Origin of the sequence: Paracoccus broussonetiae, from assembly GCF_031854425.1 — a bacterium.
Classification (GTDB): Bacteria; Pseudomonadota; Alphaproteobacteria; order Rhodobacterales; family Rhodobacteraceae; genus Paracoccus; species Paracoccus broussonetiae.
Genome location: NZ_JAVRQI010000005.1, coordinates 148160 through 161061 on the forward strand (window position 1 = coordinate 148160; position 12902 = coordinate 161061).

At 64.5% G+C, this 12902-nt stretch carries 13 protein-coding genes; 10 read left to right on the forward strand and 3 right to left on the reverse strand.

From position 1 onward, the window contains the following. Positions 1-25 precede the first annotated feature (25 nt). Complete coding sequence (locus RM190_RS08130; RefSeq protein WP_311758915.1) at positions 26-1120, reverse strand: OmpA family protein; 1095 nt, start codon at positions 1118-1120, stop codon at positions 26-28. Positions 1121-1138: 18 nt separating this feature from the next. On the opposite strand from RM190_RS08130, the gene RM190_RS08135 reads away from it, so the two are divergent. Further along, positions 1139-2368 carry a hypothetical protein gene (locus RM190_RS08135; RefSeq protein ID WP_311758916.1) on the forward strand — a complete coding sequence of 410 codons (1230 nt, stop codon included), beginning with the start codon at positions 1139-1141 and terminating at the stop codon, positions 2366-2368. Positions 2369-2533: 165 nt separating this feature from the next. Here the strand turns inward: RM190_RS08135 and dprA are convergent, their stop codons facing one another. Both dprA and tldD read right to left on the reverse strand, forming a co-directional pair. After that, the gene (dprA, locus tag RM190_RS08140; RefSeq protein ID WP_390908130.1) at positions 2534-3715 is read right to left on the reverse strand and encodes a DNA-processing protein DprA; all 1182 of its coding nucleotides are present in this window, start codon (positions 3713-3715) and stop codon (positions 2534-2536) included. Positions 3716-3807: 92 nt separating this feature from the next. Continuing rightward, on the reverse strand, positions 3808-5229 hold the full coding sequence (gene tldD / locus RM190_RS08145) for a metalloprotease TldD (protein WP_311758918.1): 1422 nt from the start codon (positions 5227-5229) through the stop codon (positions 3808-3810). Positions 5230-5390: 161 nt separating this feature from the next. Between tldD and coxB the strand changes: the two genes are divergently transcribed. The 9 genes from coxB to RM190_RS08190 all read left to right on the forward strand — a co-directional run bounded on the left by coxB (position 5391) and on the right by RM190_RS08190 (position 12900). After that, positions 5391-6287 carry a cytochrome c oxidase subunit II gene (gene coxB / locus RM190_RS08150; RefSeq protein ID WP_311758919.1) on the forward strand — a complete coding sequence of 299 codons (897 nt, stop codon included), beginning with the start codon at positions 5391-5393 and terminating at the stop codon, positions 6285-6287. 9 nt (positions 6288-6296) lie between these two features. Then, a complete protein-coding gene (gene cyoE, locus RM190_RS08155) occupies positions 6297-7214 on the forward strand; it encodes a heme o synthase (protein ID WP_311758920.1) in 918 nt (305 codons plus the stop codon). Continuing rightward, positions 7214-7483 carry a hypothetical protein gene (locus RM190_RS08160; RefSeq protein WP_311758921.1) on the forward strand — a complete coding sequence of 90 codons (270 nt, stop codon included), beginning with the start codon at positions 7214-7216 and terminating at the stop codon, positions 7481-7483. Before cyoE ends, RM190_RS08160 begins: the two co-directional genes overlap by 1 nt. Then, positions 7480-8064 (forward strand): cytochrome c oxidase assembly protein, encoded by a 585-nt coding sequence (locus RM190_RS08165; protein WP_311758922.1) that lies wholly within the window; start codon positions 7480-7482, stop codon positions 8062-8064. Before RM190_RS08160 ends, RM190_RS08165 begins: the two co-directional genes overlap by 4 nt. A 33-nt stretch (positions 8065-8097) precedes the next feature. Then, the gene (locus tag RM190_RS08170) at positions 8098-8922 is read left to right on the forward strand and encodes a cytochrome c oxidase subunit 3 (protein WP_311758923.1); all 825 of its coding nucleotides are present in this window, start codon (positions 8098-8100) and stop codon (positions 8920-8922) included. A 65-nt stretch (positions 8923-8987) separates the two neighbouring features. After that, positions 8988-9659 carry an SURF1 family protein gene (locus tag RM190_RS08175; RefSeq protein WP_311758924.1) on the forward strand — a complete coding sequence of 224 codons (672 nt, stop codon included), beginning with the start codon at positions 8988-8990 and terminating at the stop codon, positions 9657-9659. Between the two features lie 9 nt (positions 9660-9668). Then, a complete protein-coding gene (gene thrC / locus RM190_RS08180; RefSeq protein ID WP_311758925.1) occupies positions 9669-11057 on the forward strand; it encodes a threonine synthase in 1389 nt (462 codons plus the stop codon). Continuing rightward, on the forward strand, positions 11054-12319 hold the full coding sequence (locus RM190_RS08185) for a M16 family metallopeptidase (protein WP_311758926.1): 1266 nt from the start codon (positions 11054-11056) through the stop codon (positions 12317-12319). Before thrC ends, RM190_RS08185 begins: the two co-directional genes overlap by 4 nt. Then, entirely contained in the window at positions 12319-12900 is a 582-nt protein-coding gene (locus RM190_RS08190) for a GNAT family N-acetyltransferase (protein WP_311758927.1), read from the forward strand. Before RM190_RS08185 ends, RM190_RS08190 begins: the two co-directional genes overlap by 1 nt. Positions 12901-12902 lie beyond the last annotated feature (2 nt).

A 12902-nucleotide genomic window follows, 5' to 3' on the forward strand; every position in this document is an offset into this window, starting at 1 on the left:
ACGCCCGCGGTCTTTTCACATGCCGTCACGACCCGCTTTGTTCCAGCAGATCAGTGATCCGGCGGATGGCGACGCGGCGGTTGTCGCGGGTGTCGCCTTCGGTCGGAACCAGCAGGAACTCTTCACCATAGCCCTGCACCACCATGTTTTCCGGCGGCACCTGGTAATACTCTGTCAGGGCCAGCGCGACGGATTCGGCGCGGCGGTCCGACAGGGCAAGGTTCGCGGCATTCGAGCCGACGGCGTCGGTATAGCCCTCGATCATGTAGACCTCGTTCGGGTTCTGATCGATCGAGTCGCGGATCACCTTGCCGAGCGTCGCCAGTTGCTCGGCCTGATCCGAGGACAGCGCAGCCGAGCCGGTGTCGAAGGTCACGTCGGGCACGTTGACCGGCGCAACCAGCGAGCGGACCTCGGGGATGTCGCGGATCTGGCCCAGGGTAAAGCGACGGTCCGTTCCGGATTCGCGCAGAAGCGCGGTCCGCAGGTCATCCTCGTTCCAAGGCTGACTGCTGTATTCCACCGGCTGCGGCGCCGGCAGGGTCGAAACCTGGACGGGGCGGACATTGGTGTTGTCCATCAGGCGCGTGGCCGTGCCGTCCGGCCGGATCAGCGTGCGTTGCAAGACATTCGTGTCGGCGTCGCGGATCGTCACCACACGGCTGCCGTCCGCACGCAGCACCGTGGTCCGGGTCGAGCCGTCGTTGAAGGTCTCGGTCTGCACGTCCGAACCCGGCTGATACAGCAGCGCATTGTCATCGCGCACGATCTGCTGGCTGCCGTCAGGCAGGGTCAGCACGGCCCGGTCGCCGGTGTTCAGGGCAACCTGACGGTTGCCGCTCAACATACTGCCGACGGCATAGCCTGCGACGCCCGCCAGAAGCAGCTTGGCGATGTCGCTGCCGTGGTCGTCATCATCATCATCGTCGTCACGGTCGTTCCAGTAATCGTCGTCATAATAGCGGTTGTCGCGATAGTAGCGGTCGTCACGGTAGTCGTCGCGACGATCCAGCTGGCGTTCGCGCCGGTCGACCCGACGTTCGTCCTGCCGCAATTCCTGCTCCCGACGGTCCAGATTGCGGCGGATCTGCTCATTGCGGCGTGCGTCGCGGGCCTGCATCCCGTCCTCGATCCGGTTATGGAAATCCTGGTTCGAGCGGCGTGCATTCTCCTGCGTGATCCGGCGTTCCCTGACCTCGCCACGCGCCTGGTTGCCTGCGGCGGCCGCGGTGAGAGCGGCTGCAGCGGGTGCGCGGTTGCGTTCCGCAGCCTGGCGCGCCAATGCGTTCGGAGGCGTGTGACGGGCCTCGGGCGCGGGCAGGGCGGCCTTGCCCTCACCCGTCTGGATCTTGCGGAACATCTCCTTGGAGGTCAACTGCTGGGGCTGGGGCCGGGTGTTCTGATTGGCCGCGCGCTGCTGTTCTTGTCGCTGGCGCAGCTGCTCAGCAGTCAACGGGCGGGGCTGGGCGTTATTGCCCGGCTGAACCGCGCGCTGGCCATCGGGGCGCGGCGGGTTCGGGCGCTGCTGATTGGCCTGCTGCTGTCGGCGCCGCGCCTCGTCCGCGCGCTGCGCATCGCCCCGCTGACCGGCGCGGCGCTGTTGATCCATGCGCTGTTGATCGGGATTTTGCCGCGGCCGCTGCTTTTCTTCCATCGCGCGGCGAAGTTCGTCCGCGTTTGCTGGCGGCGCCTTCTGCTGGCGACCCGGTTCGGCGCGCGGGGGCTGCTGCTGGGTATTGCGCTGCGGGCGTTGACCTTCGTCGCCCATCACCGCGTTGCGTGCCGCGTCACGCGAATCGCGCGCGCGGTCCGGTGCCCCCGGTTGGTCCTTGGGCTGCGGACGCGGCTTGGCCTGTTCGGGCTGGCGCTGTTCACGCTGCGGTTGGGGCCGGCGCTGTTCGGGCTGCGCCTGCTTTTGTTGCTCGGCGGGCTTCGGCTTGCGCGGCTGTTCCTGCTGCGCCTGCTGGACCTGAGGCTTGGGACGCTGCTGTTTTTCCTGCTGCTCGGCGCGTTCGCGTCGCTGCTGCTGCTGCTGCTGCTGCTGTTCCTGCTGCTTGCGCTGTTGCTGCTGCTGTTCTGCATGAGCCTTCTGCTCTTGCTGCTTGCGCTGCTGCTGGCGTTGCTGCTGTTGGCGCTGCTGCTCGGCCCGCGCCTTCTGCTCTTTCTGCTTCTGCTCTTGCTGCTTGCGTTGCTGTTGCTGCTGGCGCTCCTGCAGCGCTTTCTGGGGCAGGATGACCTGTTCCTGCGCCGGAGCGCCCTGCGCGAATGCGGGGGCAATCTGCGGCGCGATCAGGGACAGGCTCGCCACGATGGCGGTGGTAGTTTTCAAGATGCGACGCATGTCGGTTCCTCTTCCGATGACGCCTGATGGGATTGCATGAAAAACCACTGTTGCGGATGCCCAGTTCCCCAACAAACCCGTTACCTGGCGTCGACGGGCCATATCCCGCCGATGGCGCATCGGCAGGAATAGCTGGCCGAAATGCATATCTCTGGGAAATTTGAGCGTTTTGTCGGCGGCGGGGCTGACGGTTCAGGCCAGCCGCACGATCCGTCCGCCGCTGAGGCGTTGGATGCGGCCTGCCAGTTCCAGTTGCAGCACCACCGGGGCCATCGTCGCGGCAGGAATGCCAAGGTCCCGAATCAACAGGTTCTCCTCGGTCGGGCTGGGCCCCAGCATGGCGAGGATCCGCCCTTCAAGGCCGACCGGGCCGCCCTGATCGCGCCCCCGCATTGGCAAAGGCCGATCTGGCTGGGTGGAAGGCGGGGGCAGGACGGGTGCCGCCGCATCGGGGGCAGTCACCGGCCGCGTTGGGACCGCCTCGGTCCCCAGCGCCGCAAGCACGTCCTGCGAATTGCGAATCAGCAGCGCGCCGTCGCGCAGCAGCGCATTGCAGCCAGCGGCGCGGGCATCCATCGGATGGCCCGGCACCGCCATCACCTCGCGCCCCTGGTCCAGTGCGGCGCGGGCCGTGATCAGGCTGCCCGAGCGATGCGCGGCCTCGATCACCACCACCGCGCGCGACAGGCCCGAGATGATTCGGTTCCGTGCGGGAAAATGACGGGCCACCGGATCGGTTCCCGGCGGCTGTTCCGAGACAAGCAGGCCTGTCTGGCAGATCGCCTCGGCCAGCGCGCTATTCTCGGCCGGATAGATGCGGTCGATGCCGCCTGCCATGACCGCGACCGTGCCGGGGCCAAGCGCGGCTTCATGGGCGACGGTGTCAATGCCGCGGGCCAGCCCGGCAATCACCGTGACACCTGCCTCGGCCAGCCCCAGCGAAAGCCCGCGCGCCATGCGCAAACCCAACGAGGAGGCATTGCGCGCCCCCACGACCGCGACGCATGGCGGGTCCAGCGTCTCGGTCCGGCCCCTGATCCACAGGATCGGCGGGGCCTCGGGGATGTCGCGCAGGGCTGGGGGATAGGCGGGGTGGTCCCAGGTCAACAGTTGAGCTCGGGCCCGTTGGCCTGCTGCGATCTCGGCCTCTGCCTCGGCGATGGAGAAGGGGGCATAGTCGCTGATCCCGGCCATCCGCGCGACTTCCGGCAGGGCGTCCAGCGCGGCTGAGGCAGATCCGTGTTCGGCCAGCAGGCGGTGGAAGGTCGCGGGGCCGACCTTGCGCGAGCGGATGAGACGCAGCACGGCAAGTCCTCCATCGTCCGGAGGTATGGCGCATCCGTGGTGGGGGTCGAAGGGAAGCCGTCCTGCCATTGTTCCACGCCTCAGCCTCATCCGCCCGCAGGTGATGACATGGAAAAGGTTAACAACGGGTTAGCGTGCCAGGACGAACCAGCCCGGCAGGATCACGAGGCCGAGCCGCCGACCGTCAGACCGCCGATCATCAGGCTGGGCAGGCCGACGCCCACCGGAACCCATTGGCCCTGTTTGCCGCAGTTGCCGATCCCCGGATCCAGCGCGAGATCGTTGCCGATGGCGCGGATCTGATGCAGCGCGGTCGCTCCGTCCCCGATCAGCGTTGCGCCCCGGATCGGATCGCCGACCTGACCGTTCTTCACGCGATAGGCCTCGGTGCAGGAAAAGACGAACTTGCCGTTGGTGATATCGACCTGACCGCCGCCGAATCCAACGGCATAGATCCCGTCCTTGAGATCCGACAGGATCGCAGCAGGGTCGTCAGCGCCCGGCAGCATGAAGGTATTGGTCATGCGCGGCATCGGCGCATGAGCATAGCTTTGGCGTCGCCCGTTGCCGGTAGGTTCGACCCCCATCAGCCGCGCGTTCTGGCGGTCCTGCATGTAACCGACAAGGACGCCGTCCTCGATCAGGACATTGCGGCCGGGGGCCGAGCCCTCGTCATCGACCGAGATCGATCCGCGGCGGTCGGGAATGGTGCCGTCGTCGATCACGGTCACGCCGGGTGCGGCGACGCGTTGGCCCAAAAGCCCGGCAAAGGCGGAATGTCCCTTGCGGTTGAAGTCGCCTTCAAGCCCATGACCCACGGCCTCGTGCAGCAGGATGCCGGGCCAGCCGGGACCAAGGACGATATCCATGACACCCGCCGGGGCCGGGACCGAGCGCAGGTTGACCAGGGCGATCCGCAGGGCCTCGCGTACCTGTGCCTGCCACTGCTCGGGCGCGATCAGCCCGTCCAGCGCGACACGCCCGCCACCGCCGGCATTGCCCGATTCGCGGCGGCTGTTCGATTCCACGATGACCGAGACGTTCAGTCGCGCCATCGGGCGGATGTCGGTCGCAAGCCCGCCCTCCGGACGAAGGATCGCGACTTCCTGCACCGAGGTCGAGACGCTGGCCGAAACCTGAACGACGCGGGGGTCAAGATCGCGCGCGAAGGCGTCGATTTCACGCAAAAGCGCAACGCGCGCGGCGAAGCTGACATTTCCGGCCGGGTCGATCGGTTGGTAAAGCGGGGTGATGGCGCCGCTGGGGGGCAGGGCAAGGGTGCCGCCGCCATCGCCCACGGCAAGGCGGACCGTCTGCGCTGCCTGCTTCAGCGCGCTCTCCTCGATCTCGGTCGAATGGGCATAGCCGGTGACTTCGCCACGCACGGCACGCAGGCCGAATCCCTGCTCGGCATCATAACTTGCGGTGCGCAGGCGACCGTCGTCAAAGGCAAGGGTCTCGGCGCGCGAACGCTCAAGGAACAGCTCGCCATCGTCCGCACCATCCAGCGCATCCTTGAGGATCCGCAACGCGCGGTTGCGGTCAAGGTGGGTTTCGAAGGGTGAAAACGGCGAGTCGGTCATGCGAAAGTCCTTGTGCCAGAAGGCATCGACTAGGGGTTTTTTGGTCGCAAGTCGATAGGTATGACTTGCCCGTGATGGGAAGATATGCTTGTCAAACGATACCAATGTCGGCCGGGCAGGAGGACCTGAGCCCGCCGGCGGGACGTAGGCAACGGGATGGGATGATGGCAATTGCGACGATGCGCCGCGCTGCTGCGGTGGGACTTGGCCTTGGACTGACGGCAGTGGCGGGGCTTCCTGCTGCGGCACAGGAGGTACTTGGCGACCTGCCTGTGATCGGCAAGCCGCATAATGGCGGCATGGGATTCCAGCCGGCTTCCAGCCCTCTGGCCCATGACCAGCAATGGCTGGACCACTTCACCCTGTATATCATTACCGCGGTGACGATCTTCGTCTGCCTGCTGCTTCTGATCTGCATCGTGCGCTACAATCACCGCGCGAACCCGGTCCCGGCGCGCTTCACGCACAACACGCCCCTGGAAATCACCTGGACCCTGATCCCGGTGCTGATCCTGGTGGCGATTGGCGCCTTCTCGCTGCCGATCCTGTTCCGCAGCCAGGAAATGCCAAACGATCCGGATCTGGTGATCAAGGCCATCGGCCACCAGTGGTACTGGTCCTATGAATATCCGAATGACGGGATCGCCTTTGACGCGATGCTGCTGGAAAAGGACGCGCTTGCGGACGCAGGCTATACCGAGGATGAATATCTGCTTGCCGCGGACAACCCCGTCGTGGTTCCCGTGGGCAAGAAGGTCCTGGTTCAGGTCACTGCGACCGACGTGATCCACGCCTGGACCGTGCCCGCCTTTGCCGTCAAACAGGACGCCGTTCCCGGCCGGATCGCGCAACTGTGGTTCGAAGTCGATCAAGAAGGCGTGTATTTCGGTCAGTGCTCCGAACTTTGCGGCATCAACCACGCCTATATGCCGATCGTCGTGAAGGCCGTGAGCCAGGAGAAGTACGATGCATGGCTGGCCGGCGCGAAAGAAGAGTTCGCGGCCGACGCCTCTGATTACCTGCCCGCCCAGCCGATCAGGCTGGCCCGGGCGGAATAAGGACAGGACGTGACGGATATCGACGCATATCACGGGCCGGCCGAGGCTGGCTTTGGCGACTATGTCGCCCTGCTCAAGCCGAGGGTGATGTCCCTCGTGGTGTTCACGGCCTTTGTCGGCCTGTGGATCGCGCCACAGCCGATGAACCCGTTCGTGGCCTTCTGCGCGGTGCTGTTCATCGCGCTGGGGGGCGGGGCATCCGGCGCGCTGAACATGTGGTATGACGCGGATATCGACGCGGTGATGAAACGCACTGCCAACCGGCCGATCCCGGCCGGATTGGTGCCCAAGCAGGACGCCCTGGCGCTTGGCCTTGGGCTGTCGCTGCTGTCGGTCATGATGCTGGGGCTGGCTGCGAACTGGTTCGCCGCGGGTTTCCTGGCCTTCACCATCTTCTTCTATGCCGTGGTCTATACGATCTGGCTGAAACGCTCGACCCCGCAGAACATCGTCATCGGAGGTGCGGCGGGGGCCTTCCCGCCCATGATCGGCTGGGCCTGCGCCACCGGCGGTATCGGGCTGGAATCGCTGCTGATGTTTGCGCTGGTCTTCTTCTGGACGCCGCCCCATTTCTGGGCGCTGGCGCTGTTCATGAAGGAAGACTACCACAAGGCCGGGATCCCCATGCTGACGGTGACCCATGGCCGTGCGGCGACCCGCCGTCACGTCTTCGGCTATACGCTGGTGCTTGCGCCCTTTGCGATCTGGCTGGGCTTCACCTCGGTCGGCGGCTGGCTTTATCTGTCTGTCTCCGCCTTGCTGAACCTGCTGTTCATCGCGGGCGGCTGGCGCATCCTGCGCCGCAGTGAAGACCAGGCGATTGCCGATGGCTATCGTGTCGAGAAGAAGTATTTCCGCCTGTCGCTGTATTACCTGTTCCTGCATTTCCTTGCGCTTCTTGCGCAGCATTGGGTGGGGGCATGGTGATGTTTCCGCAGGTTGAACACGAACTTCACAAGCGTCGACGCGGCCGGAACCTTGGCCTTCTGGTCGTCCTTCTGGCCTTTGTGGCGCTGGTCTTCGGACTCTCGATCGTCAAGATCACCAACGGCGACCAGATGGAGGGGTTTGACCACCGCCCTCGTTCGTCGATGCTGCCCAAGGATCCCAACCCGCCGGCACGCAATTCCGGCCCGATCGCAGCCCCCGGCACGCCCGGCGCGGCCGCCCTGTCGCAACCAAAGGTGGAGCAATGACGCAGAACCCACGCTCGCATGGTCGCACCGCGGGGATGCTGGTCGGCGTCGTCGTCACCATGGGGGCGTTGGCCTGGGCTGCCGTTCCCTTTTACGACTGGTTCTGCCGCGTCACCGGCTATGGCGGGACGACCAACGTCGCCGAGCAAAGCTCGGACGTCATCCTGGATGAAAAGGTCCGTGTCCGCTTCGACGCCAATGTCGATCCCAATATGGGCTGGACCTTCCGACCGATGCAGCGCGACATGCAGCTGCGCATTGGCGAGAACGCCATCGCCTTCTACGAGGCGATCAACAACACCGACCAGCCGATCACGGGCACGGCCAGCTACAACGTGGCACCCGACGCGGCCGGCTATTTCTTCAACAAGATCGAGTGTTTCTGCTTTACCGAGCAGACCCTGCAACCGGGCGAGCGGGTCGAGATGCCCGTCAGCTTCTTCGTCGATGCGGGGATCGTGGATGACCGGGACGCAAGCCGCATTCGCGATATCACGCTTTCCTATACTTTCCACCGGACCGAGTCCGCGGCGCCGAAACAGGCGGCGCTGACGCAGGGGACCGACCAGAAGTTCAACTAAAGCAACAAGACGCAGCAACAGCGGAACGCAGCCATGGCCCATGTAAAGAACCACGACTATCAGATCCTTCCGCCTTCGATCTGGCCGCTCTTGGGCGCGATCGGCGCCTTTATCATGTTGTCCGGCGCTGTGGCCTGGATGAAAGGGATCACCTTTTTCGGTGCCCCGATCGAAGGGCCCTGGATGTTCCTGATCGGCTTTGTCGGGGTTCTTTACGTCATGTTCGGCTGGTGGTCGGATGTCATCACCGAGGGTGAGACGGGCGAACATACCCCTGTCGTGCGGATCGGCCTGCAATACGGCTTCATCCTGTTCATCATGTCCGAGGTGATGTTCTTCGTCGCCTGGTTCTGGGCCTTCATCAAGAACGCGCTTTACCCGATGGGACCGGACAGCCCGATCAAGGACGGCGTCTGGCCGCCGGAAGGGATCACCACCTTCGACCCTTGGCACCTGCCGCTGATCAACACGCTGATCCTGCTGCTTTCGGGCGTCGCCGTGACTTGGGCGCACCACGCCTTTGTCCACGATGGTGATCGCAAGACCACGATCAACGGCCTGATCGTCGCCGTGATCCTTGGCCTCTGCTTCACCGCGCTGCAGGCCTATGAATACAGCCACGCCGCCTTTGGGCTGGCCGACACGGTCTATGCCGGCACCTTCTTCATGGCCACGGGCTTCCACGGCGTCCACGTCATCATCGGTACGATCTTCCTGTTCGTCTGCCTGATCCGCCTGCTGCGCGGCCAGATGACCCAGAAGCAGCATATCGGCTTCGAGGCGGCGGCGTGGTACTGGCACTTCGTCGATGTTGTCTGGCTGTTCCTGTTCGTCGTGATCTATATCTGGGGCCGCTGAACCCCGCAGGAATTCATGGCGGCGCGGGGAAGCACCCTCGCGCCGTCTTTCTTTTGGATGGGCTGATGCGCCGCTATCTTTTTCCGCTGATCATCGGTGTGCTTGGCACGGCGATCCTGATTTCCCTGGGTGTCTGGCAGCTTGGCCGCCTTGAATGGAAAGAGGACATGCTGGCCCAGATCCAAAGCCGGATCGAGGGGCCACCCCGGCCACTGCCCGCCCGGTACGAGCCCGAGATGAAATACACGCCGGTCACGCTGTCGGGTCGCACCACCGGTGATGAAATCGACGTCCTGTCGGGGACGCGTGAAAGCGGGGGCGGCTATCAGATCGTCTCGGCCTTCGTCACCGGCGACGGGCGGCGCATCCTTCTGGACCGCGGCTTCGTCGATCAGGATCACCGCCACGCGCCACGCCCCCCGGTCGATCTTGCCGTCATCGGTAACCTGCATTGGCCCGAGGAAAAAAGCTCATCGACGCCCGCGCCGAACCTGTCCGAGAATATCTGGTTCGCCCGCGACGTGCCCGCCATGGCCGAGAAACTGGGGACCGAGCCGCTGCTGGTCGTCGCGGCCCAGGTCTCGGGCGACGCGCAGGGGATCGAGCCGATTCCGGTCGCGATTCAGGGCATCCCGAACAACCACCTGAGCTATGCGGTGCAATGGTTCATGATCGCTGCGGTTTGGGCAGGGATGACAGTTGCGCTGATCTGGCGTATCAGGCAACGTCAATTCTAGAGGATCACGATGCGCTACGTTTCGACCCGCGGCCGGGCAGAGGTTCTGGATTTCGCGCAGGCCATGATGACCGGGCTTGCCCGTGACGGGGGGCTGTATCTTCCCGAGACAATCCCGACCTTCACCCGCGAAGACATAGCCGCGTTGGACGGGCTGCCTTACGAGGAAGTCGCGCTGCGCGTGATCACGCCGTTCGTCGGCACCAGCTTTTCGCAGGACGAACTCAAGGGGGCCATTGCCCGCGCCTATCAGGGGTTCGACCATGTCGCCCGCGCGCCGATGGTCCAGCTGGCCCCGGGGCATTTCCTGCTTGAACTGTTCCACGGGCCGACGCTGGCCTTCAAGGACTTCGCGATGCAGTTGATCGGCCAGCTATTCCAGCTGGCGCTTGCGAAATCCGGGGATCGGGTGGCGATCCTTGGCGCGACTTCGGGCGATACCGGTTCGGCCGCGATCGAGGCGTTTCGCGGGCTTTCGAATGTCGATGTCTTCATCATGTACCCGCATGGGCGCGTCAGCGAGGTGCAGCGCCGGCAGATGTCGACGCCCGCCGATGCGAATGTCCATGCGCTGGCCGTCGACGGTACGTTCGATGATTGCCAGGCACGGCTGAAGGACCTGTTCAACGACCACGAATTCCGTGATGCGGTCGGGCTGGCCGGCGTCAACTCGATCAACTGGGCGCGTGTTCTTGCGCAGATCGTCTATTACTTCACGGCTGCTGCCAGCCTTGGCGCGCCGCTGCGCGAGATCGACTTCACCGTTCCGACCGGGAATTTCGGCGACATCTTTGCCGGTTCCATTGCCAAGGCGATGGGCCTGCCGATCGGCAAACTGGTGGTTGCGACGAACCAGAACGACATCCTGCACCGCGCGCTTTCGACCGGCGAATACCGCGTCGGCACGGTTGAACCCTCGATCAGCCCGTCGATGGATATTCAGGTCAGTTCGAATTTCGAACGCGCGCTGTGGCTGGCCTATGGCCGCGACGGCGCCGCTGTCAACCAGCTGATGGACGAACTGAAATCCGGGGGCTTCGCCGTCAGCCAGGGCGCGCTACAGCACTTGCGCGAAACCTATGTCTCGGGCCGCGCCTCCGAGGATGAGACGACCGAGATGATCGCCACCATCCATGCCGAAACGGCCGAGGTGATCTGCCCGCATACCGCCGTCGCGATCAAGGTCGCGCGCGAACACCTGCGGCCGGGCGTGCCGATGATCTCGCTGTCGACGGCCCATCCCGCCAAATTCCCGGATGCGGTCGAGGCGGCCATCGCCGTTCGTCCGGCGCTTCCGGCGCATATGGCCGACCTGTTCGACCGCGACGAACGGATCACGCGGGTTGAAAACGATGCCGACAAGATTAAGTCGCTGATCCTTGAACGGAGAACAGTGTGAACCAAACCCGCATCAGCACCCTGCCCAACGGATTGCGCGTCGTGACGCGCGACATGCCTGGCCTGCATTCGGCCACCATCGGGATCTGGGTCGGTGCCGGCTGCCGCGACGAACGCGCCGAGCAGAACGGCATTGCCCATTTCCTTGAGCATATGGCGTTCAAGGGCACGCCGACGCGCAGTGCGCTGCAGATCGCCGAGGCGATCGAGAATGTCGGCGGCTATATCAACGCCTATACCTCGCGTGACGTGACCTCGTATTACGCGCGTGTTCTGGCGGGCGATGTCGAACTGGCGCTGGACGTGATCTCGGATATCGTGCTGAACCCGATCTTTGACCAGCGCGAGATCGAGGTCGAGCGTGGGGTGATTCTGCAGGAAATCGGGCAGTCCCTGGACACGCCCGATGACGTGATCTTCGACTGGCTGCAAGAAGCGGCCTATCCGGACCAGCCCATGGGGCGCACGATCCTTGGCCCGGCCGAGCGTGTCAGCAATTTCAGCCGCGAGGATCTGTCTGGCTTCATCACCGAGCATTACGGCCCCGAACGGATGATCGTGGCCGCTGCCGGTGCGGTGGATCACGACCGCATCCTGCGTCAGGTCGAAACGATCTTTTCGCATTCTCCGGCCCGCCCGCTGACTTCGCGCGAGCCTGCCCGCTGGCAGGGTGCCGAGACGCGGCGCGTCAAGAAACTGGAACAGGCCCATTTCGCGCTGGCCTTCGAGGGGCCGGGTTACATGGACCCGGATTTCTATGCCGCGCAAATCTGGACTTCGGCGCTGGGGGGCGGAATGTCGTCGCGCCTGTTCCAGAAGATCCGCGAGGAGCGGGGCCTTTGCTATTCGATCTTCGCGCAATCGGGTTTCCATGACGATACCGGCATGGTCACGATCTATGCCGGGACCTCCGGCGAACAGGTCGCGGATCTTGCGAACCTGACCATCGACGAGATGAAACGCGCCGCCGAGGATATGACCGAGACCGAGATCGCGCGCGCCCGCGCGCAACTCAAGGCCGGGTTGCTGATGGGGCTGGAAAGCCCGACCGGGCAGGCCGAACGGATGGCCCGGTCGCTGGCGATCTGGGGTCGCATTTCGGAACCTGCCGAAGTCGCCGAGCGTATCGACGCGGTGACTGTGGCAGATGTCCGCGCCCATGCCGAGCGTCTGATCCAGAATGCAAGACCGGCTCTTGCACTCTACGGCCCGGTGCGCTCTGCTCCGTCCAGAGAGAAGCTCAGTCAAAGGCTTGCTGCCTGATGTTCAACCGCCGCCGTCCGCCTCGTCTTGAAACCGAGCGGATGGTGCTGCGCCTGCCGGTCCATGCCGATTTCGAGGCATGGGCCGCGCTTCGGGTCCACAGCCGGGATTTCCTGACCCCTTGGGAACCCGTTTGGGCGCCAGATCACCTGTCCAAGAAAAGCTTCACCAACCGTGTCTATTGGGCGCAGCGGGCGAATCGGAATGGCAATGCACTTCCGCTGTTCCTGATCCGGAACGACGATGTGCTGCTGGGGGCGATCACGCTGGACAATATCCGCCGTGGTCCTGCCCAATCCGCAACCATCGGCTATTGGATCGGCGAGCCTCATGCCCGGCAGGGTTACATGCGCGAGGCCATCGCAGGGCTGGTCGGTCATGCGTTTTCCGTCATGGACCTCAGCCGGATCGAGGCGGCCTGCCTGCCCGAGAATGCAGCCTCTCGCGGGGTGCTGGAAAAGGCGGGCTTCAAATATGAAGGGGTCGCACAAAGCTATCTGCAGATCAACGGGCGCTGGCGGAACCACGTCCTTTACGCGAACCTGCGCCATGACCGGCGCGGCAAGACCGAGGTCCGCTGACC

Excerpts from the sequence above, each read along its gene's own strand:
- dprA (WP_390908130.1), bottom strand. The coding sequence starts at position 3,715 with ATGGCAGGACGGCTTCCCTTCGACCCCCACCACGGATGCGCCATACCT.
- RM190_RS08165 (WP_311758922.1), top strand. The coding sequence starts at position 7,480 with ATGACGCAGAACCCACGCTCGCATGGTCGCACCGCGGGGATGCTGGTC.
- RM190_RS08190 (WP_311758927.1), top strand. The coding sequence starts at position 12,319 with ATGTTCAACCGCCGCCGTCCGCCTCGTCTTGAAACCGAGCGGATGGTG.
- thrC (WP_311758925.1), top strand. The coding sequence starts at position 9,669 with ATGCGCTACGTTTCGACCCGCGGCCGGGCAGAGGTTCTGGATTTCGCG.
- RM190_RS08135 (WP_311758916.1), top strand. The coding sequence starts at position 1,139 with ATGGAAATCCTGGTTCGAGCGGCGTGCATTCTCCTGCGTGATCCGGCG.
- RM190_RS08160 (WP_311758921.1), top strand. The coding sequence starts at position 7,214 with ATGTTTCCGCAGGTTGAACACGAACTTCACAAGCGTCGACGCGGCCGG.
- RM190_RS08170 (WP_311758923.1), top strand. The coding sequence starts at position 8,098 with ATGGCCCATGTAAAGAACCACGACTATCAGATCCTTCCGCCTTCGATC.
- RM190_RS08175 (WP_311758924.1), top strand. The coding sequence starts at position 8,988 with ATGCGCCGCTATCTTTTTCCGCTGATCATCGGTGTGCTTGGCACGGCG.
- tldD (WP_311758918.1), bottom strand. The coding sequence starts at position 5,229 with ATGACCGACTCGCCGTTTTCACCCTTCGAAACCCACCTTGACCGCAAC.
- coxB (WP_311758919.1), top strand. The coding sequence starts at position 5,391 with ATGATGGCAATTGCGACGATGCGCCGCGCTGCTGCGGTGGGACTTGGC.
- RM190_RS08130 (WP_311758915.1), bottom strand. The coding sequence starts at position 1,120 with ATGCAGGCCCGCGACGCACGCCGCAATGAGCAGATCCGCCGCAATCTG.